This is a genomic window from Paucibacter sp. KBW04 (genome assembly GCF_003852425.1).
In the GTDB taxonomy this organism is placed as follows: domain Bacteria; phylum Pseudomonadota; class Gammaproteobacteria; order Burkholderiales; family Burkholderiaceae_C; genus Paucibacter_A.
In genome coordinates, this window is the sequence record NZ_QAJN01000003.1 from 58,710 (window position 1) to 78,164 (window position 19,455).

The window sequence follows — 19,455 nt, forward strand, 5'->3', positions numbered from 1 at the left end:
ACTCACTCACTTGACCCACTAACTTTCAACCTATATTGACCACCGAGGAGACGCCCATGACTAGCCAGACCCAGCAGCCCGTCCTGATCCGCCTGCAAGGCATACAGAAGAGCTTTCTCAGCGATGAGCTGGAGACCCGCGCGCTGGACGACATCCATCTCGTCATCAGACGAGGTGAGTTCCTGGCCGTCAGCGGCCCCTCGGGCTGCGGCAAATCCAGCCTGCTGGCCATACTGGGCCTGCTGGACAGGCCCAGCGCCGGCCGCTATGAGCTGGACGGGCAAAGCGTCGAAAGCTTGGACAAGCGCGCCTGCGCCCTGCTGCGCAATCAAAGCATCGGCTTTGTGTTCCAGGCCTTCAATCTGATCGCCGAGTTGACGGTGGAGGAAAACGTCGCCCTGCCGCTGAGCTATCGCAAGGATCTCAGCCGCGCCCAGCGCCGCAGCCGCGTGGCCGAGGTACTGGCCCAGGTCGACATGAGCCACCGCGCCCGCCACTACCCCAACCAGCTCTCCGGCGGCCAACAGCAAAGAGTCGCCATTGCCCGCGCCCTGGTGGGCCGGCCCAGCCTGATCCTGGCCGATGAGCCCACCGGCAATCTGGACTCTCGCAATGCCGAGCTTGTGATGCAGCTGCTGAAAGAGGTGCACGCCGGCGGCGCCACGCTTTGCATGGTCACCCATGAGCCGCGCTTTGCCGCCATGGCCCAGCGCACGATCAGCCTCTACGACGGCCATATCGTGGCCGACCTGCCCAATGTGGCCAGCCCCGCGCCGCACTTGAGCAGCCAAGCGGCCGAGGTGCTGTGATGCGCGACGACCTGAACCACGCCCTGCGCGCCCTGCTGCGCGCCCCGGGCTTCAGCTTGCTGAGTCTCTTGAGCCTGATCTGCGGCCTGGGCTTTGCCATTTACAGCGCCGCCATCTATTTCAGCTTTGTGGACGGCCACATCCCCTTCCCCGAGCCCGGCCGCCTGCGTGCGGTGGAGGCCACCCGCCAGGCCGATCGCACCCAGGCCAATAGCGTGCATTACCTGGACTACCTGGCGTACGCCAGCCAAACCCGGGGCCGCAGCTGGGAGGACATGCAAGCCTTGCGCACCGCTACCGTCACCTTGGGGCACAGCCGCAGCTACCCCAGCACCTTCAAGGCGGCCTATGTACCCGCCGCGCTCTGGCCTTGGCTGGGCGAGGCCGCCCGACCCGAGCTCGGCCGCTTGCTGCAAGCCAGTGACGAGCAGGCCGGTGCAGCGCCCGTGGTGGTGATAGGCGCCGAGGTCTGGCGCAATTTTTTGGCGGCTGACCCCAAGGTGATCGGCAGCCACCTCAAGATCAACGGGGTGGACACCGAGATCGTCGGCGTGCTGCCCGCGCAGCTGCGCTTCCCCATGGTTCAGCAGGTCTGGCTGCCTTTCCGCCCGCCCAGCGGTCCGCTCAGCCGCGGCAAGGGCCAAAGCATGGGCACACCCCAGCATGTGATGGTGCTGGGCCGCCTCAAAGCCGGCGCCTCGGCCGCCCAGGCCCAGGCCGAGCTGGATCAGGTCGCCGCCCAGCTGGCACAAAGCTTTCCGGCCAATAACAAGGACGTGGGCGCCATCGCCCTGCCCTATGCGGCCTGGGGCATGCCCGATCTGGAACTGATCTACCTGGGTCTGGCCGCCGCGGCGGCCCTGCTGCTGGCCCTGGTTGGCATCAACACCAGCAATCTGCTGCTGGCACGCGCCAACGAGCGCCGTCAGGAACTGGCCTTGCGTGCCGCCCTCGGTGCCCCGCGATCCCGGTTGATCTGGCGCCTGCTGCTGGAGGCCTTGCTGCTGTGCGGCGCTGCGGGCTTGGTCGGCCTCTTCTTCAGTGCCTGGGCGCTGGAGGCCACGCAGCAGGCCGTGCTCAGCACCGCCGACGGCCGCCTGCCCTTCTGGATACAGATCCACCTCAGCCCGGCCGCCGTGGTCTGCGGCCTGGGCCTGAGTGTGGCCATCGCCTTGCTGACCGCCGGCCTGCCCGCCTGGCGCGCTTCCGCCGTGGACGTGGCCTCGGTCTTGCGCGATGGTCGCGGTGGCAACAGCCGCCAGGCCGGCCGCCTCAGCCGCGCCTTGGTGGTCTTGCAAATCGCCTTGTCCAGCCTGCTCCTGCTGCTCTCGGGCATGCAAACCGTCGAGGTGGAGCGGCGCCTGAACGCCGGCACCGGAGCGCGCAGCCATGCGGTGATGACGGCGCAGCTGCAACCGCGCCTGGCCGTTTATCAGGGGCCCGAGGCCGAGCCGGCCTTGGCTCAGCTCTGGGCGCGCTTGGAGACCGCCCTGCAAGAGCAGGTGGATGGCAGCACGGGCGTCGCCCTGTCCACCAGCCTGCCCGGTGGCGGCATGCGCTCCAGCGAGGAGGTCTTGGCCGAGGGCATGCAGATCAGCGATGAGCGCTACCCCAGCGCCGGTGACTACAGCGTCAACAGCGGCTATTTCAAGGCCCTGGAAGTCCCCCTGCTGGCCGGGCGCGAATTCAGCAGCAGCGATAGAGCCGAGGGGCTCAAGGTGGCCGTGGTCAACGCCAATTTCGCGGCCCAGTTCTGGCCCGGCCAAAGCCTGCATGCGGTGCTGGGCAAACGCTTCAAAGTCGACCCCAAGAACCCCAAAAGCGACTGGGTCACCGTGGTGGGTGTCTGCGCCCATCTGATCCAGGGTATTGCAGGGGACGCCGGCCGGCGGGCCGCCAACTTCTATCGCCCGCTGAGCCAAGCACCCTCGCCGGACATCAATATCGGCCTGGTGGGCCTGAACGACACAGCGGCCAGCCGCGAGCTCTTGGCCCGTGCCGTGGCCAAGGCCGACCCCGCCCTGGCGCTGGAGCGGGTCTATAGCGCGGAGGAGCGCCAACGCATCGCCTACGGCGGCGAGGAGGTGATGTCGGCGCTGTGCCTGATTCTGGGCATGATGACCATGAGCTTGGCCGTCAGCGGCATCTACGGCGTCACCAGCCGAGCCGTGCAGCTGCGCGGCCAGGAAATCGCCGTGCGCCGCGCGGTCGGCGCGACCGACGCTCAGATGATGCGTCTGCTGATGGCCCAGGCCCTGCGCCTGCTGCTCATCGCCCTGCCCCTGGGTCTGCTGGCCGGTGCCTTGATCCTGCGCCAGGACGCGGCCTCCGCAGCCCTGCTGGCCGCGGGCCTGAGCTTGGTCGCCCTGGTGATCAGCAGTCTGGTCTTGGTCTCCACCTGGCTGCCCGCCCGCCAAGCCCTGCGCCAGCTGCCCAGCGCGGCTCTCAACAGTGTTTGAGGCGGGGCTCCCCAGCAGCGGTCTGGCCGGGCGAGAATGGCCCGGCCATTTTTCCTCGACCCAATGACTCGAAATCCCAGCAGCATGGAAGCCCAGGCCAGCAAGCCGGAAAGCGCGCCCGTCCTGGTCGCCGACGACGATGCCGCCGTGCGTGCGGCCCTGCGTCTGTTTCTCAAAAGCGAGGGCTTGAGCAGCGTGCTGGTGGCCTCGCCACAAGAAGCCCTTGTTGAGCTGGGGCGCGGCGAGGTCGGTCTCTTGCTGGCCGACCTCAACTACGCCCGCGACACCACCTCGGGGGAAGAGGGCCTGGGCTTGATCCGCGCGGCGCGTGCTCAAGCCCCCCTGCTGCCCATCGTCGCGATGACGGCCTGGGGCAGCATCCCGCTGGCGGTGCAAGCCCTGCAGCTGGGGGCCAATGATTTCATCGAGAAGCCCTGGGACAACGCGCGCCTGGCCGCCGTGCTGCGCAATCAGCTGAGCTTGCACAGCAGCCGTCAGCAAGCCCAGCGCCTGGCGGCCGAGAACGCCTTGCTGCAGGCCGACAGCGCCGATAAACCCTGGTTGGGTCAGTCCCCGGCCTTGCTAAGCCTGATGCAAAAAGTGGCCGCGCTGGCACCAACCGAGGTCAACCTCTTGATCACCGGCGAGAACGGCAGCGGCAAAAGCCAGCTGGCCCAGGCCATCCACCGCCAAAGCAAACGCGCCGCCGGCCCCTTCATCAGCCTGAATATGGGCGCCATCCCGGAGACGCTGTTCGAGAGCGAGATGTTCGGCCACGAGCGCGGCGCCTTCACCGACGCGCGCCAGACCCGGCTGGGGCGCTTCGAGTTGGCCGATGGGGGGACTTTGTTCTTGGACGAGGTGGGCAATATCCCGCTGGCCCAGCAGGCCAAGCTCTTGCGGGTGCTGGAGAGCGGGGCTTTCGAGCGCCTGGGCTCGGCCACGCCGCGCCAGGCCCAGGTCCGCCTCATCGCCGCCACCAATGCCGACCTGGATCAGCTGGTGAGCCAGGGCCTGTTCCGCCGCGACCTGCTCTACCGGCTCAATAGCGTGCAGCTGCATCTGCCGCCCCTGCGCGAGCGCGGCGCCGACATCTTGCTGCTGGCCCAGCACTTTCTGGCCGCGCATGCCCGGCGCTATCAAAAGCCCTTGCGCACCCTGTCCGAATCCGCTCAGCAGCTCTTGCTGAGCCACGCTTGGCCCGGCAATGTGCGTGAGTTGAGCCACTGCATGGAAAGAGCCAGTCTGTTGAGCCAGGGCGACCGCATCGAGGCCAGCGATTTGGGCCTGCAAGCCCAAGCCAAGCCGCCGGCCCAGGAGCCGGAACTGGAACAGCTGACCCTGGACGAGGCCGAGAAGCTGCTGATCCGCAAGGCCTTGCAGCGCAGCGAGGGCAATGCCTTGCTGGCGGCCCAAACCCTGGGCCTGAGCCGCTCGGCCTTTTACCGTCGCCTGGAAAAGCACCAGCTGTGAAAGCGATTCGCCAAGGCAGGCAGGGCTTCGCCCAAAAGCAGTTTCTTTGGGCTTTGGCGGGCGGCGCCCCGGCCTTGGCCATCGCCGCTTATTTGCTCAGTCAGCAAGCCTGGTCCATCTACCCCAAGATTCTGTTGCTGAGCCTGGCCGCAGCCGCCTGGCTGGGCGCGGCCTGGCGCTTGCGTCAGCGGGCGGAGTTTCAGCGCCTGCTGCTGGGCAATGTGATCGAAGGCGTGATCGCCGGTGAGTACCAGCAACGCCTACGCCGCGCCGGCCCCGAGGACTTGTTGGGCGAGCAAATCAATCGCTTGGTCGACAGCCTGTACCAGCAGCGCCAGCAGGCGATGGCTGCGCTGAGCCTGGCCGAGAACGTCGTGCAGCAGCTGGATGTGGCGGTGTTTGCTTTTGACGAACAAGATTGCCTGCAACTGGCCAACCCCAGCGCCCTACGCCTGCTGCAATGCATTGCCTCACAAGCCCTGGGCCGGGAGGCCAGAAGCCTGGGCCTGGCGGCACTTTTGCAGGCGGACACCGAGCAGCTCTGCGAGCATGTCTTTCCCGGCGCTGCCGGTCTGTGGCGCCTGCGCCGCCAAGCCTATGCCATGCCCGGATCGGGCCAGGCGGCGCAACACCGGCTGCTCTTCGTCACCGATCTCAAGCAGGTGCTGCGCGAGGAAGAGCTGCAGGCCTGGCAACGCCTGCTGCGGGTGCTGAGCCATGAAGTCAACAACTCCCTGGCCCCGATTGCCAGCCTGAGCGAGATGTTGAGCCAGGGCCTGCGCAAGCAGGCAAGCGGCCAGGCGGCCAGCGCCGACTGGCATCAGGACGCCGAGGAATCCTTGGCCCTGATCCGCGACCGCGCCCAGCATCTGGGCGAGTTTGTGCAGCGCTACGCCCAATTGGCTCGCCTGCCAGAGCCCCACAAGCAGCGCTTTGATCTGGCCGCTCTTCTGCGCCGCCTGCCCGCCCTGCTGCCGCAAGCCCAGTTGGAGTTACAAGGCCTGGCTGAAAGTGAAGGTGAGCTGCTGTTTTTCGGCGACCCGGTGCAGATCGAGCAGATGCTGATCAATCTGCTGCAAAACGGCATCGAAGCCGGTGGCGCGCCCCTGTGCCTGCGGGTGCAGGCACAGCCCCCGGAGATATGCCTGCGGGTGCAAGCCCAGCCCCTGGAGCTGTGCCTGCTGGACCGGGGCCGCGGCCTTGCCAACCCGGCCAATCTCTTCGTGCCCTTTTACACCACCAAGCCCCAAGGCAGCGGCATCGGCCTGGTGCTGGCGCGGCGCATCGCCGAGGCTCACCAGGGCAGCCTGACCTTGAGCAACCGCACAGACGGCCCCGGCTGCCAGGCCCTGCTGCGCTTTGCCACGCCGCAAGGTGTGGGGCAGAGACGGCTGTGAAACAATACGGCGATGAAAATTTCTGCCCCCTGCGTGGTCGCCCTGAGCTGGCGACTTGAAGATGCCCAAAGCCAGTTGATCGACGAACTGGCGGAACCGCTGGAGTTCTTCTACGGCGGCCATGATTTGTTTGCCAAGGTCGAAGAGGCCTTGTTGGATCAAGAAGCCGGTCACCAAGCCAGCCTGGCCCTGGAACCCGAGCACGCTTTTGGCGACTACGACTCCAGCCTGGTCTGCTTCGAAGCCCGCAACCTCTTTCCCGAGGGCGTGGAAGCCGGCATGCAGTTCGAGGGCCTGCCCCCGGGCGCCGCCACCGAAGACATGCCCGAAGGCATCTACACCGTCACCGACGTCTATCCCGAACATGTGGTGCTGGACGGCAACCACCCGCTCGCCGGCATCGGCCTGCGCATGCATCTGAAGGTCTTGGATGTACGCGCCGCCACCGAAGCCGAGATCGAAGCCGGCAGCCTGGGCGAGGCGGTGTTCAGCCTGCTGGGCGGCGCGCCAGCGGACGAGCCGCTGCACTAAACGCGGTTTGCAAACCCGGCCTCCCGGCCGAGTTCAGCACGAATCAGCTCTTGCCGGTGGAGCCGAAGCCACCCTCGCCACGCTGCGAGGCGTCGGCAAAGTCTTCCACCCGGCGGAAGGCGGCTTGCACCACCGGCACCAGCACCAGCTGAGCGATGCGCTCCAGGGGCTGGATCACGAAGGCCGTCTGGCCCCGGTTCCAGCAGCTGACCATCAGCTGGCCCTGGTAATCGCTGTCGATCAAGCCAACCAGATTGCCCAGCACGATGCCGTGCTTATGGCCCAGGCCGGAGCGCGGCAGGATGATGGCCGCCAGGCCCGGGTCATTGATGTGGATGGCCAGGCCGGTGGGCACCAGAAAGGTCTGGTCCGGCTCCAGGGTCACGGGCGCATCCAGGCAGGCACGCAGGTCCAGGCCGGCGCTGCCGGGCGTGGCGTAGGCGGGGATTTGCTCGCCCATACGGGCATCGAGCACTTTGAGGTCAACAGTCGCTTGAGTCATGGGAAAAGAGAGTTAGGGCTTGGCGAGGCGACGGGCGATTTCTTGGACCAGCTCGCGGGCCAGGCTTAGCTTGTCGCTGTGTGGCAGTTCGCGCTGACCCTGCTCGTCGACCAGCAGCAGGGCATTGTCGTCGCGGCCAAAGGTGGCCGGGCCCAGATTGCCCACGATCAGGGGCACTTTCTTGCGCAGCAGCTTCTCGCGCGCATGCTTGAGCAAGTCTTGGCTCTCGGCCGCAAAGCCTACGCAGAAGGGCTTGTCCGGAAGGGCCGCCACGGCGGCGAGGATGTCGGGGTTCTCGGTCAACTCGAACGTCGGCGAAGTCTTCTTGCCGTCTTTTTTGATCTTATGCTCGTTCAGCGTGGCAGGCCGCCAGTCGGCCACCGCGGCCGTCGCCACAAAAATCTCATGCTGGGTGGCCAGAGGCAGCACGGCCTCATGCATCTGCAAGGCGGTGCGCACATCGATGCGACGCACGCCGCGCGGCGTGGGCAGATGCACGGGGCCCGCCACCAGGGTGACCTCGGCACCGGCCTCGCGGGCCGCGCGGGCAATCGCAAAACCCATCTTGCCGCTGGACAGATTGGTGATGCCACGCACCGGATCGATGGGCTCAAAGGTCGGGCCCGCCGTGATCAAGAGCTTGCGCCCGGCCAGCAGCTTGGGCTGGAAAAAGGCGATCACCTCCTCCAGCAGATCGGCCGCTTCCAGCATGCGGCCATCACCCACTTCGCCGCAGGCTTGGTCACCGGCATCGGGGCCCAGGATCAGCGCCCCATCGGCCCGCAAGGTGGCGACGTTTCGTTGCGTGGCCGGATGAGCCCACATCTCGCGGTTCATGGCGGGCGCCACCAACAAGGGGCAGCGATCCAGCGGGCGCGCCAGGGCCGTCAGGCTCAGCAATTCATCGGCCCGGCCCTGGGCCAGCTTGGCGATGAAGTCGGCGCTGGCCGGGGCGATCAGCATGACATCGGCCTCGCGGCCCAAATTGATGTGGGCCATATTGTTGGGCTCGCGAGCGTCCCACTGGCTGGTGACGACCGCGCGGCCTGACAAGGCCTGCAAGGTGACGGCGGTGATGAATTGCTCGGCCGCGGCCGTCATCACGACCTGCACCGTCGCACCGGCCTTCGTCAGCAGGCGGATCAACTCGGCGCTTTTATAGCAGGCGATGCCGCCGGAGAGGCCGAGCAAGACATGCTTGCCGGCCAGTTGAAGAGGAGTGGTTTCAGACATGGGCCGCACTCTAGCAGGCTGCCCGCAAGAATTTGGCGCAGGCCGCATCCCGTATGCTTCAGCCATGCCCGTCAACTACCTCGCCGATCTGACCTCACCGGTGCGCAGTCCACGCGCCAATCTGCATCTGGGCGCGGGCCTGGCCTTTGTGGCGGGCGCGCTCAACGCCGGTGGTTTTCTGGCCGTGGGCCAGTACACCTCGCATATGACGGGCCTGGTTTCGGGCGCAGCCGATGAGATCGCCCTGGGGCGGATTGGCCTGGCCATCAGCGCCCTCGTCGCCGTGGCGGCTTTTGTGATCGGGGCGGGCAGCACGGCCTTGATGGTCAATTACAGCCGCCGCAATTTCCCGGCCTGGACCTATGTGCCCACGCTCTTGCTGGAAGCCGTGTTGCTGCTGATCTTTGGCCTGATCGGCAGCCAGTTGCTGCCGCAGCAGATCGAACGGGTCTCGCTGACCACCTTGCTGCTTTGCTTTGTGATGGGGCTGCAGAACGCCCTGATCACCAAAATCTCCAAGGCCGAGATTCGCACCACCCATGTCACCGGCCTGCTGACCGATCTGGGCCTGGAGTTGGGCCGCCTGATTTATTGGAACCAGGGCCATAAGCAGAGCGAGCAGGTGCGCGCCGACCGGCGCCGCCTGCGCATTCATGCCAGCCTGGTGCTGGCCTTCTTCATCGGCGGTATTTCGGGCGCCCTGGGCTTCAAGCACGCGGGCTTTATCGCCACCCTGCCCCTGGCCGCCGCGCTCTTGCTGCTGGCCTTGGCCAGCTTGTTGCGGGGCGTGCCCGAGGACTTGGCCGAGAGTTGATCAGCCCTTGCGGCGGAACACCAGATCCCAGACGCCATGGCCCAGCTTGATGCCACGGTTCTCGAACTTGGTCAGCGGGCGGTAGGCGGGCTTCTCGGCATAGCCAGCCGCCGTGTTCTCCAGCAGCGGGTCGGCGCTCAAGACCTCCAGCATCTGCTGGGCATAGGGCTCCCAGTCGGTGGCGCAATGCAGATAGCCACCCGGGCGGATGTGTTTGACCAGCTTGGCCACAAAAGCCGGCTGGATCAGGCGACGTTTGTTGTGGCGCTTTTTATGCCAGGGATCGGGGAAGAAAATGTGCACGCCGGCCAGGGAGTCGGGTGCAATCATCTGCTCCAGCACCTCCACCGCATCGTGCTGGAAGATGCGGATATTGCTTAAGCCCTTCTCATCGATGTGCTTGAGCAAAGCGCCCACGCCGGGCTCATGCACCTCGCAGCCGAGGAAGTCGTGATCGGCCAGGGTCTGGGCAATCTTGGCCGTGGCGTCGCCCATGCCGAAGCCGATCTCGAACACCACCGGCGCTTGGCGGCCAAACACGGCGGCCGGCTCCAGGGTCTTGCCTTCGGTGAAGGGCAGGACGAACTTGGGGCCTAGCTCGGCCAAGGCCTTGACCTGGCCCGAGCCCATGCGACCGGCACGCACCACAAAGCTCTTGATGGCGCGCTGCGGGTGGGCAGGCGCTCCCTCGGTCTCTGCGGGGGTGGCGGGGTTTTCAGGAAGCTCGGACATGGTGACAGCGCAGGTAGGGACGAAAGAAAAGGGCGGAAGTCTAGCCTAGTAGCCAGATCCAGCGGACGCTGAGCCCTGACCATCGAGGACGGCCAGGACATCGTTCAAGAGCCCACTGGCACCAAAGCGCAGGCGAGCGGACTGCAGGGCCGCAGCGCCCAGGGCCCGCTCGGCCAGGGCCAGATAGCGTTCAGCTTCCAGCACGGTACGGATGCCGCCCGAGGCCTTGAAGCCCAAGCCGGGTCGAGCCGCCTTGGCGATCTCGTCCAGCATGGCCTCGGCCGCCTCGGGCGTGGCCGAGACGGGCGATTTGCCGGTGCTGGTCTTGATGAAGTCGGCACCCGCAGCAATCGACAGACGCGTGGCCAGGCGGATCAGCTCTGGCGTGGCCAGCTCCCCGCTTTCGATGATGACCTTGAGCGTCTTGCCCGCACAGGCGGCACGCACACCGGCGAGGAAATCGCTGACCGCTTGTTCCTGTCCGGCCCGCAAGGCGCGATAGGGCAAGACCACATCGACCTCATCGCCACCGGCGGCCAGAATGGCTTGCACATCGGCCAAGGCCAGAGGCAGATTCAAGTCACCCGCTGGGAAATTGGCGACGGCCGCAACCTTGATTGCCAATGGCAGCGCCGCCCTCGCCTGGGCCACAAAGCGCGGCCATACACAGACGGCGGCCACGGCACCATGGGCCGTCTGAGCACGGGCACACAGGGCCGCGATATCGGCGGCCGTGTCGGCCTCGCCGAGGCTGGTCAGGTCCAGGCATTGCAGAGCCAGTGCGGCCGACTCTTTCAGGCTGCGGCTGCTCATACTCAAGCCTGCAGCGAAGGCAGGTTCGCCAGGCTGGCCACCACGGCGGCCAGGAAGCTGGCGGCGCGCTCGCCCGAGACCTGCGCTTGCTGCAGGGTCAGGGCATGGGTCAGGGCTTCTTCCGACAGGCCGGCGGCCATATTGGTCATCAAGGCCAGGCCCATCACGCGCAGGCCGCAGTGGCGGGCCAGAATGGTTTCGGGCACGGTGCTCATGCCCACGGCGTCGGCGCCCCAGGCGGCAAACATGCGGATCTCGGCCGGGGTTTCAAACTGCGGGCCCAGAGCCCAGCAGTAAACGCCCTCGCCCAGCACTTGGCCGGTCTTGGCCGCGACCTCTTTGGCATTGGCCAGCAGTTCCCGGTCGTAGGCCTGGTTCATGTCCACAAAACGCTCGCTACCGGGCTCGCCGACCAGGGGCGAACGCTGGGGTGCGTTGATGTGGTCCTTGATCAGCATCAGGCTGCCCGGGGGCATGCTGGTGCGCAGCGAGCCCGAGGCATTGGTCTGCAGCAGCACCTTGACGCCCCAGCGCTTGAGGCTGCGCAGCGCGCCGGCCATGCCGGTGCAATCGCCGCTCTCGTAGGTATGGGCGCGGCCGCGCAACATCACCACGCGCTGGGCGCCGATCTGGCCGACCACGATCTCGTTGACATGGCCTTCCACCTTGGGCTGAGGGAAGGCGGGCAGCTCGGCATAGCTCAGATGCTGAGCCTGCTCTACCAGGCTGACGGCACCCGACCAGCCCGAGCCCAGCACCACGGCCACGGCGGGCGCGGCGCCGAACTGGCTGTTCAGCTTGGCGAGAGTGGCGTCAATCTTGGCGTCCAGGGCTTTGTTGTCGATCATTTGAATCTCACTTAGAAAAATTTAGGGGCGCAAATGGCCCGGACCGAAGCTGAAGGGCAGCAGCTCGGCCAGGGTCCAGTGTTGGCGAATGCCGCCCGGGTCGGCCGCAATGACGAGCAGCTCGGGCTGCGCAAACTCGCGCAGCTTTTGGCGGCAGCCGCCGCAGGGGGTGATGATGTCGGGCCCGGGGCCGCTGACCAAGACGGCGCGGGCCTCACGGCCGCCCGCCATCATCATGGCGCCCAAGGCCGTGGCCTCGGCGCACCAGCCTTGCGGATAGGCCGCATTCTCGATATTGGCGCCCACATGGATGCGGCCCTGCTCGTCCAGAATCGCCGCGCCCACGGCATAGCGCGAGTAAGGCGAATGCGAATGCGCGCGGGCGGCCAAGGAGGCCTCCAGCAAGCGCTGTTGAAGCTCAGCCGAAATATTCAATCAGCGCTCCTTCACATAGGGCAGGCCCAGAGCCTTGGGCGCCAGGGCCTGGCCGATAAAGCCCGCCAAGAGCACGACCGTCAGCAGATAGGGCAGCGCTTGGATGGCTTGCACCGGCACCTCGGCACCGCCCAAGGCCGCCGGCAGGCTGACACCTTGCATGCGAATGGCCAGGGCATCAAGGAAGCCGAAGAGCAGACAGGCCAGCATCGTAGGCACCGGCTTCCACTTGCCGAAGATCAGCGCAGCCAGGGCGATATAGCCACGGCCCGCCGTCATGTTTGGCGAGAAGGAGGCGTTCTGGGCCAGGGTCAGATAGCTGCCGGCCAGGCCGCACAACACCCCATTCATCAGCAGGGCCGAGTAACGCAGACCGGCGACGGACACTCCGGCCGCGTCCACCATGGCCGGGTTCTCGCCCACGGCGCGCAGGCGCAGGCCGGGGCGGGTTCGCTCCATAAAGAACCACACACCGGCCACCAGGGCAAAAGCCAGATACACCAAGACGTTATGGCTCAAGACCCCATGGCCCAGCACGGCACCGACCCAGTTACCCAGATCCGATTGCGCGGCGGCGGGCTCGCTCCAGCTGGGGACCAGGCCGGTCAGGCGCACGCTGGCGTCCACCGGCGGGGTCTGGCCGCCTTGTTGGAACCAGGCAATACCCAGCACCACGGTCAGCCCTGCGGCCACCATATTCAGGGCCACGCCCGACACCACCTGGTCACCCCTGTGGCTGACACAGGCGAAGCCGTGGATCATGGACATGGCGCAGGCCACGGCGATGGCGGCCATGATGCCCAGCCCCGTCGAATGACTGGCGCTCGCGGCCGCGGCAGCGGCAAAGGCGGCGAACAGCATCTTGCCTTCCAGGCCGATGTCCACCACCCCCGCCCGCTCACTCAGCAAACCCGCCAGGGCACAGAGCAGCAAGGGCGTGGTGACGCGCAGGGTGGAGGCCAGCACCGAGCCGATCAAGACCTCATCCATGGAGGCTCTCCTTCTTTTTTGAAGCGTCAAACAGCGCGACAAGCTTGACGAACAGGGGCACGCTGACGGTGGCCATGGCACCGGCGAACAGCACGATCAGGCCCTGGGCCGTCACCACCATTTCGCGGCTGAAGCCGGGCAGCTCAAACGAGAGCTCGACGCCGCCTTGGTAAAGCACGCCAAACAACAACGAAGCCAGCACGATGCCGATCGGGTGATTGCGCCCCATCAAGGCCACGGCAATGCCGGTAAAGCCGGCGCCGGCCACAAAGTCCAGGGTCAGCTTACCCTGCACGCCGGAGATTTCATTGACCGCCACCAAGCCCGCCAAGGCGCCCGACAGCCCCATGGCCAAGAGCACCTGCCAGCGCGGCTTGATGCCGGCGTAATGCGCCGCCCGCGGCGCACTGCCCACGGCGCGCAAGACATAGCCCGCCCCGCTCTTCCACAAAAACCAGTGCACGAAAAAGCAGGCCAGCACGGCCAGCAGCAGGCTCAGATTCAGCGGCGAGGACGGCAGCTCCCAGCCGACCAGGGCGGCCAGGCTGTGCAAGCTGGGCATGCGAGCTGAGGCCGCAAACTCCAGGCTTTCCACCGACATGCTGTCCGAGGGACGCAGCCAGTTCACCAGCAGGTAAACGTTCAGGCTGGCGGCCAGAAAGTTGAACATGATGGTGGTGATGACGATATGGCTGCCGCGCCAGGCCTGCAAATAGCCGGGGATGGCCGCCCACACCATGCCAAACAGGGCGGCAGCCAGCACCAGCAAGGGCAGCAAAACAATCGCCGGCAGATGGGGCCCCAGCAGCAAAGCCACCAAAGCCAGACCCAGGCCGCCGAAGGTCGCCTGGCCCTCGCCGCCAATATTGAACAGGCCGCCGTGGAAGGCCACGGCCACGGCCAGGCCGGTGAAGATGAAGGTGGTGGTGTAGTACAGGGTGTAGCCGATGCCACGGGCGCTACCCAGGGCTCCGTGCAGCAAGACCGTCAGGGCCTGCCAGGGGCTTTGGCCGATGACCAAGACCACCAGCCCAGCCACGGCCAGGGCGACGGCCAAATTCCACAAGGGCAGCAAGCCCACATCGATCCAGCGGGGCAATGTCTTGGCCTGGCTCATGCTGCCTGCCCTCCCGCTTCAGCGCTCTCATGTTGCGAAGCCATCAACAGTCCCAATTTCTTTTCATCGCAGTCTTCAATGCCCAGCTCACCGGTGATGCGCCCGCTATTCATCACGATGACGCGGTCAGCCAGGGCCAGGATTTCGTCCAGCTCGCTGCTGACCAGCAAGACGGCGCAGCCGGCATCGCGCAGATCACGCAGCTGCTTGTGGATGAACTCGATCGCACCGATGTCCACCCCGCGCGTGGGCTGGCCTACCAGCAAGACGGTGGGCGCCTGGCCGATCTCGCGCGCCAACACCAGCTTTTGCTGATTGCCGCCGGAGAACTTGGAGGAACCCAGATTCACATCGCGCGGTCGCACATCGAAGCGCTCTTGCATCTGCGCGGTCTGGGCACGCATTTCCGCATGATTCATGCTCAAACCGCCCGGGCCGCGGCGGTAGGCCGCCTGGGCCTGGTAGCCCAGCGCGGCCGTTTCCCAGGCCGGGAAGTTCATCACCATCGCGCAGGCGTGGCGGTCCTCCGGCACATGGGCCAGCTTGAGTTCGCGCGCCAAGCCGGGCGTCAACCACGGGCCGGCCGCCGCATCAAACTGTTGCGAGCCCAGGCTCAGCAGGCCGCTCTGCGGTGCCAGCATGCCGGACAGCAGCTCCAGCAACTCGGTCTGGCCGTTGCCCGAAACACCGGCCACGCCAACGATCTCGCCCGCATGCAGGGCCAGGCTGACGTCCTTGAGCGTCTCGACCCCGTTGGCCGCGCGCAGGTTCAGGCCGGTGGCACGCAGGCGGATCTGCTCGCCGCTTGGCTTGGCACCGGCCTTACGGCCCAGATTGACCTTGCGCCCCACCATGGCCTCGGCCAAGGCCTCGGGGCTGGTGTCGCCGATGGCCGTGGTGTGGATGACCTGACCGGCACGCATGACGGTGACGGTGTCGCACAAGGACATGACTTCCTTGAGCTTGTGGGTGATCAGCAAAATCGTCGTACCGGACTTTTCCTTCAGGCGGCGCAGGGTCTCAAAGAGCTGCAGCGTTTCCTGGGGGGTCAGCACGGCGGTGGGCTCGTCCAGGATCAAGACCTTGGCGCCGCGGTACAGGGCCTTGAGAATCTCCAGGCGCTGCAACTCGCCCACAGGCAGATCGCCTACCTTGGCGTCCAGATGTACATGCAGGCCGGACTCCTGCATCAGCGCCTCCAGCTTGGCTCTGACCTTGGCCTTGGAGGGGGCCAGGAAGAAGCCGCCTTCCGCGCCCAGCATGATGTTGTCCAGGCAAGTGAGCGTGTCCACCAGCATGAAGTGCTGATGCACCATGCCAATGCCCAGATCAATCGCTTGATGGCTGTTGTGGATCTGGACGGGCCGCCCGTTCACCTCGATCTGGCCCGAATCGGCGTGGTAGTAGCCGTAGAGAATGGCCATCAGCGTGCTCTTGCCCGCGCCGTTCTCGCCCACCAGGCCATGGACAGTGCCGGGCTCAATCGTCAGATTGACTTCCCGGTTAGCCTGCACCGCGCCGAAGCGCTTGGAGATCGCTATCAGGCGGACGGCGGGCGAGCGCCCAGCCGAGGCCACAGGCCGGTGATTCGCCGTTGAAGATTCGCTCATGCGCTATGGATTTATTGAATGCCGGGCGGGCAAGAAAAAGGAGGCTTTGCAGAGCAGCGATGCCCAACAAGCCTCCGCCGGTGATTCGATTTCAGTATTTGCAGGAACCGGTGGCCATGAAGTCCACCACCTTGATCTTGCCCGAGACGATGTCTGCCTTGATGGCCTCGACCTTGGCTTTGAGCGCGGGCGTCACCAGCTTGGCATTGTGTTGATCCAGGGCGTAGTCCACGCCGCCTTCCTTCAGGCCCAGATCGCTGATGCCGGGCTTCCAGCCCTTGAGCACGTTGTAAACGGCCACGTCCACCCGCTTGACCATGGAGGTCAGCATGGTGCCGGGCTGCAGATGGTTTTGATTGCTGTCCACACCGATGGCCAGCTTGCCCGCGTCCTTGGCGGCCTGGTAGACGCCCGAGCCCGTGCCACCCGCAGCGGCAAAGACCACATCCGAGCCCTTGGCGAACTGGGCCTTGGCCAACTCGCTGCCACGGGTCGGGTCGTTCCAGGCGCTGGAGGTGGTGCCGGTCATGTTCGAGAAAACCTCGGCCTTGGGATTGGTGGCCTTGGCACCCTGCTCGTAGCCGCACTGGAATTTGCGAATCAGCGGGATGTCCATGCCGCCCACAAAGCCGACCTTGCCGGTCTTGCTGGCCAGCACGGCCATGGCGCCCACCAGATAGCTGCCTTCATGCTCCTTGAACAGCAGGGACTGCACATTGGGCAGATTGACCTTGGCGTCGACGATGGCGAACTGGGTCTTGGGGAAGTCCTTGGCCACCTGGGCCAGGGCCGAGGCCTGGGCGAAGCCAACGCTGATGATGGGGCTGGCGCCACGCTCGGCCATGCGGCGGATCGCCTGCACGCGCTGGGTGTCGTTGCTGATCTCGAACTCGAGATAGGGCTTGCCGGTCTCTTGCTTCCAGCGTTCCACCCCGCGGTAGGCCGATTCATTGAAGCTCTTGTCGAACTTGCCCCCCATATCAAAGATCACGGCAGGTTGGGACTGCGCCTGGGCGGAGCAGGCGGCGGCCGTCAGAGCAAGAGTCACTGCGGCACGTGTGAACGAGTGGGAAGCAATCATGGCGGTGGCGGGAGCTGGCAGAGGATGAAAGGCTGAGCAAGAGGCGAAACTGCACCTCTTGCAGAAGGAATTCGTGATTCGGACCGATTTCGGGCCAAGGCTTGATCCGAATCGCGCGCAGCACATTGTAAGAAGCGCCAGTGTATCGACAGCGGAGTAGAAACACTAAAACGTTTGCGCGCCCGTGTTTATCGACTTTTGTCATCCGCTTGCCAAGCCCCCAGTTTGATGCGGGCAGGCCCGGGGCTGACTCTCAAAACCGGCAAGGAAATCAGCCCCGCTTCCTGCCAGGCAAACCCGAGGCGCCGCCGCCCAAGACCGGAACAGGCGTGCGCTTGACGCACCTCAATATGGGTGCCCAGCGCAGGCATACAATGAGAATCATTCTTAATTGATCGGCAGCTGCCATGCCCTGGCGGCCGCCCCGGCCCACTCCATGTCAGCTGTCACTCCCGCCAGTCTTGCCCAGGCCGCCATTGGCGAACCCTTGCGGGTGCAGGCCATTGCCGCACCCGCCCACGCCCCCGAGTGGGCCGAATGGTTGGAAGAGATAGGCTTTTTGCCCGGCGAAGCGGTGCGGGTGATGGCACGCGGCCTCCCCGGCGCCGACCCCTTGGTGGTGCGCATCGGCCAGTCCACCTTTGCCCTGCGCCGTGCCGAGGCGGAATGCGTGCGTGTTTGCGCTCCTACGACTAGCTCGGGAGCCGCCCATGCATGAGGCCGTCATCCATGTCCACAAGGCCGGCCCCCTGCTGGCCCTGGTGGGCAATCCGAACTGCGGCAAGACCGCCCTCTTCAACCGCCTGACCGGCAGCCACCAAAAGGTCGCCAACTACGCCGGCGTGACGGTGGAACGCAAGGAGGGCCGCTTGATCAGCGGCGCCGGCAAGGCCTTGCGCCTGCTGGACCTGCCTGGCACTTACAGCCTGCACGCCCGCTCACCCGATGAGCGCGTGACCTGCGATGTGCTGGCCGGCCGGGCCAAGGGCGAACGTCGGCCCGATCTGGTCATCTGCGTGCTGGACGCCACCAATCTGCGCCGCAATCTGCGCCTGCTGCTGGCCGTCAAACGCCTAGGCCTGCCCTGCGTGGCGGTGCTGAACATGAATGATCTGGCCGCCAAGCGCGGCCTCAAGATCGACCCGGCGGCTCTTTCCAAGGCCCTGGGCGTGCCTGTCGTCGCCACTGTGGCCACCCATGGCGAGGGCGTGGACGAGTTGAAACAACTGCTCGACCAGACAGAAATCTGGCAAGCCGCCCATGCCAACACCCCAAACGGGGCCGAACCCGAGCACAGCCCCGAAGCCGACCACGCGGTGGTGCGCGAGATCTTGCAGAAACTGGGCTTGGACAGCCAACTACCCGATCTGGCTAGCGACAAGGCAGACCGCGTGCTGCTGCATCCGGTGGCCGGGCCACTGATTCTTGCCCTCGTTCTGTTCCTGCTTTTCCAGGCCGTGTTCTCCTGGGCGGAAGCACCCAAGGACGCGATCGAAGCCGGCATCGCCTGGCTCAGCGCCCAGGTCAGCCAAGTGTTGCCGGCCGGTTATCTGCAAAGCCTGATCACCGACGGTGTGCTGGCCGGCGCCGGCAGCGTCTTGGCCTTTTTGCCGCAAATCCTGATCCTGTTCTTCTTCATCCTGATCCTGGAAGAGAGCGGCTATCTGCCCCGGGCTGCTTTTTTGCTGGACCGCTTGATGGGCAGCGTGGGCTTGTCCGGCCGCAGCTTCATTCCGCTGCTGTCCAGCTTTGCCTGCGCCATCCCCGGCATCATGGCCACCCGCTCCATCGCCAATCCGCGCGACCGCCTGGTGACGATTCTGATCGCGCCGCTGATGACCTGTTCGGCCCGCCTACCCGTCTACGCGCTCTTGATCGGCGCCTTCATTCCACAGCGCCAAATTTGGGGCGGGCTGGAGTTGCAAGGCCTGGTCTTGTTCGGCCTTTATCTGGCCGGCATCCTGGGCGCCCTGGTGGTGGCTTGGATCGCCAAGAAACTCAGCACCGGCAGCCAGGTGCGCCCCCTGATGATGGAGCTGCCCAGCTACCACTGGCCCGACGCCCGCAATGTGCTGATCGGCCTGTGGCAGCGCGCGATGATCTTCATCAAGCGGGTCGGCGGCATCATCCTCAGCCTGACCCTGATTCTGTGGCTGCTGTCCAGCTTCCCGGGCCCGCCGACGGGTGCCACCGGCAGCCCGATTGAATACAGCATCGCCGGCTATCTGGGCCGTGGCTTGTCCCTACTCTTTGAGCCGATCGGCTTCAACTGGCAGATCAGCCTGGCCCTGGTGCCCGGCCTGGCCGCGCGCGAAGTGGTGATCAGCGCCCTGGGCACGGTCTACGCCCTGTCGGCCAGCGGCACAGATGCCGCCCAGGCTCTCAGCCCCATCATCGCCCAGACCTGGTCCCTGCCCACGGCCCTGTCTTTGCTGGCCTGGTTTGTGTTCGCCCCGCAATGCATGGCGACCCTGGCCGCCGCAAAGCGCGAAACCGGCGGCCTGCGTTGGCCTCTGGTGATGGCAGCCTATCTTTTCGGCCTGGCTTATCTGGCCTCTTTCATCACCTACCACCTCAGCAGTTATCTGATTGGCGCAGCCTCCTGATGGGC

General features: G+C 65.8%; 18 protein-coding genes. 8 read left to right on the forward strand and 10 right to left on the reverse strand.

The genetic code is table 11. The features are described 5' to 3' along the window. The first annotated feature begins 56 nt into the window (after positions 1–56). From DBR47_RS05670 to DBR47_RS05690, 5 genes are all read left to right on the forward strand, one after another. Positions 57–809 carry an ABC transporter ATP-binding protein gene (locus DBR47_RS05670; RefSeq protein WP_124447836.1) on the forward strand — a complete coding sequence of 251 codons (753 nt, stop codon included), beginning with the start codon at positions 57–59 and terminating at the stop codon, positions 807–809. After that, the gene (locus DBR47_RS05675; protein WP_124447838.1) at positions 809–3,268 is read left to right on the forward strand and encodes an ABC transporter permease; all 2,460 of its coding nucleotides are present in this window, start codon (positions 809–811) and stop codon (positions 3,266–3,268) included. The genes DBR47_RS05670 and DBR47_RS05675 overlap by 1 nt, the downstream gene beginning before the upstream one ends. 63 nt (positions 3,269–3,331) lie before the next feature. Then, positions 3,332–4,741, forward strand: a complete 1,410-nt coding sequence (locus tag DBR47_RS05680; protein WP_231512145.1) for a sigma-54 dependent transcriptional regulator — start codon at positions 3,332–3,334, stop codon at positions 4,739–4,741. Further along, positions 4,738–6,138 (forward strand): PAS domain-containing sensor histidine kinase, encoded by a 1,401-nt coding sequence (locus DBR47_RS05685; RefSeq protein ID WP_124447840.1) that lies wholly within the window; start codon positions 4,738–4,740, stop codon positions 6,136–6,138. The genes DBR47_RS05680 and DBR47_RS05685 overlap by 4 nt, the downstream gene beginning before the upstream one ends. A gap of 12 nt (positions 6,139–6,150) precedes the next feature. Continuing rightward, entirely contained in the window at positions 6,151–6,669 is a 519-nt protein-coding gene (locus tag DBR47_RS05690; protein WP_124447842.1) for a peptidylprolyl isomerase, read from the forward strand. A 43-nt stretch (positions 6,670–6,712) separates the two neighbouring features. Here the strand turns inward: DBR47_RS05690 and dut are convergent, their stop codons facing one another. Next, the gene (gene dut, locus DBR47_RS05695; protein ID WP_124447844.1) at positions 6,713–7,171 is read right to left on the reverse strand and encodes a dUTP diphosphatase; all 459 of its coding nucleotides are present in this window, start codon (positions 7,169–7,171) and stop codon (positions 6,713–6,715) included. A gap of 12 nt (positions 7,172–7,183) precedes the next feature. Beyond that, positions 7,184–8,404 (reverse strand): bifunctional phosphopantothenoylcysteine decarboxylase/phosphopantothenate--cysteine ligase CoaBC, encoded by a 1,221-nt coding sequence (gene coaBC, locus DBR47_RS05700; RefSeq protein ID WP_124447846.1) that lies wholly within the window; start codon positions 8,402–8,404, stop codon positions 7,184–7,186. 64 nt (positions 8,405–8,468) lie between these two features. Here coaBC and DBR47_RS05705 point away from each other — a divergent pair, with 64 nt between their 5' ends. Further along, positions 8,469–9,218 carry a YoaK family protein gene (locus DBR47_RS05705; protein ID WP_124448043.1) on the forward strand — a complete coding sequence of 250 codons (750 nt, stop codon included), beginning with the start codon at positions 8,469–8,471 and terminating at the stop codon, positions 9,216–9,218. Here DBR47_RS05705 and trmB read toward each other — a convergent pair whose 3' ends face one another. The 8 genes from trmB to DBR47_RS05745 form a co-directional block, all read right to left on the reverse strand. Then, the gene (gene trmB, locus DBR47_RS05710) at positions 9,219–9,950 is read right to left on the reverse strand and encodes a tRNA (guanosine(46)-N7)-methyltransferase TrmB (RefSeq protein ID WP_124447848.1); all 732 of its coding nucleotides are present in this window, start codon (positions 9,948–9,950) and stop codon (positions 9,219–9,221) included. A gap of 45 nt (positions 9,951–9,995) precedes the next feature. Then, positions 9,996–10,763 (reverse strand): deoxyribose-phosphate aldolase, encoded by a 768-nt coding sequence (gene deoC / locus DBR47_RS05715; protein ID WP_124447850.1) that lies wholly within the window; start codon positions 10,761–10,763, stop codon positions 9,996–9,998. A 2-nt stretch (positions 10,764–10,765) separates the two neighbouring features. Beyond that, positions 10,766–11,611, reverse strand: a complete 846-nt coding sequence (locus tag DBR47_RS05720) for a purine-nucleoside phosphorylase (protein ID WP_231512146.1) — start codon at positions 11,609–11,611, stop codon at positions 10,766–10,768. A 21-nt stretch (positions 11,612–11,632) separates the two neighbouring features. After that, positions 11,633–12,046, reverse strand: coding sequence for a cytidine deaminase (gene cdd, locus DBR47_RS05725; RefSeq protein WP_197046884.1), 414 nt, complete (start codon positions 12,044–12,046; stop codon positions 11,633–11,635). After that, positions 12,047–13,036 (reverse strand): ABC transporter permease, encoded by a 990-nt coding sequence (locus DBR47_RS05730; protein WP_124447852.1) that lies wholly within the window; start codon positions 13,034–13,036, stop codon positions 12,047–12,049. Beyond that, positions 13,029–14,153, reverse strand: coding sequence for an ABC transporter permease (locus DBR47_RS05735; protein ID WP_124447854.1), 1,125 nt, complete (start codon positions 14,151–14,153; stop codon positions 13,029–13,031). The genes DBR47_RS05730 and DBR47_RS05735 overlap by 8 nt, the downstream gene beginning before the upstream one ends. Continuing rightward, a complete protein-coding gene (locus DBR47_RS05740) occupies positions 14,150–15,763 on the reverse strand; it encodes an ABC transporter ATP-binding protein (RefSeq protein ID WP_124447856.1) in 1,614 nt (537 codons plus the stop codon). The genes DBR47_RS05735 and DBR47_RS05740 overlap by 4 nt, the downstream gene beginning before the upstream one ends. A gap of 91 nt (positions 15,764–15,854) precedes the next feature. Beyond that, positions 15,855–16,844 carry a BMP family protein gene (locus DBR47_RS05745; protein ID WP_124447858.1) on the reverse strand — a complete coding sequence of 330 codons (990 nt, stop codon included), beginning with the start codon at positions 16,842–16,844 and terminating at the stop codon, positions 15,855–15,857. Positions 16,845–17,280: 436 nt separating this feature from the next. On the opposite strand from DBR47_RS05745, the gene DBR47_RS05750 reads away from it, so the two are divergent. Continuing rightward, entirely contained in the window at positions 17,281–17,562 is a 282-nt protein-coding gene (locus DBR47_RS05750; RefSeq protein ID WP_124447860.1) for a FeoA family protein, read from the forward strand. Next, complete coding sequence (locus DBR47_RS05755) at positions 17,555–19,450, forward strand: ferrous iron transporter B (RefSeq protein WP_124447862.1); 1,896 nt, start codon at positions 17,555–17,557, stop codon at positions 19,448–19,450. Before DBR47_RS05750 ends, DBR47_RS05755 begins: the two co-directional genes overlap by 8 nt. Positions 19,451–19,455 lie beyond the last annotated feature (5 nt).

Coding starts and splice junctions, on each gene's coding strand:
- DBR47_RS05680 (WP_231512145.1), top strand. CDS start 3,332: ATGACTCGAAATCCCAGCAGCATGGAAGCCCAGGCCAGCAAGCCGGAA.
- DBR47_RS05740 (WP_124447856.1), bottom strand. CDS start 15,763: ATGAGCGAATCTTCAACGGCGAATCACCGGCCTGTGGCCTCGGCTGGG.
- trmB (WP_124447848.1), bottom strand. CDS start 9,950: ATGTCCGAGCTTCCTGAAAACCCCGCCACCCCCGCAGAGACCGAGGGA.
- DBR47_RS05735 (WP_124447854.1), bottom strand. CDS start 14,153: ATGAGCCAGGCCAAGACATTGCCCCGCTGGATCGATGTGGGCTTGCTG.
- DBR47_RS05690 (WP_124447842.1), top strand. CDS start 6,151: ATGAAAATTTCTGCCCCCTGCGTGGTCGCCCTGAGCTGGCGACTTGAA.
- dut (WP_124447844.1), bottom strand. CDS start 7,171: ATGACTCAAGCGACTGTTGACCTCAAAGTGCTCGATGCCCGTATGGGC.
- DBR47_RS05720 (WP_231512146.1), bottom strand. CDS start 11,611: ATGATCGACAACAAAGCCCTGGACGCCAAGATTGACGCCACTCTCGCC.
- coaBC (WP_124447846.1), bottom strand. CDS start 8,404: ATGTCTGAAACCACTCCTCTTCAACTGGCCGGCAAGCATGTCTTGCTC.
- DBR47_RS05705 (WP_124448043.1), top strand. CDS start 8,469: ATGCCCGTCAACTACCTCGCCGATCTGACCTCACCGGTGCGCAGTCCA.
- DBR47_RS05755 (WP_124447862.1), top strand. CDS start 17,555: ATGCATGAGGCCGTCATCCATGTCCACAAGGCCGGCCCCCTGCTGGCC.
- DBR47_RS05670 (WP_124447836.1), top strand. CDS start 57: ATGACTAGCCAGACCCAGCAGCCCGTCCTGATCCGCCTGCAAGGCATA.
- deoC (WP_124447850.1), bottom strand. CDS start 10,763: ATGAGCAGCCGCAGCCTGAAAGAGTCGGCCGCACTGGCTCTGCAATGC.
- DBR47_RS05750 (WP_124447860.1), top strand. CDS start 17,281: ATGTCAGCTGTCACTCCCGCCAGTCTTGCCCAGGCCGCCATTGGCGAA.
- DBR47_RS05675 (WP_124447838.1), top strand. CDS start 809: ATGCGCGACGACCTGAACCACGCCCTGCGCGCCCTGCTGCGCGCCCCG.
- DBR47_RS05730 (WP_124447852.1), bottom strand. CDS start 13,036: ATGGATGAGGTCTTGATCGGCTCGGTGCTGGCCTCCACCCTGCGCGTC.
- DBR47_RS05745 (WP_124447858.1), bottom strand. CDS start 16,844: ATGATTGCTTCCCACTCGTTCACACGTGCCGCAGTGACTCTTGCTCTG.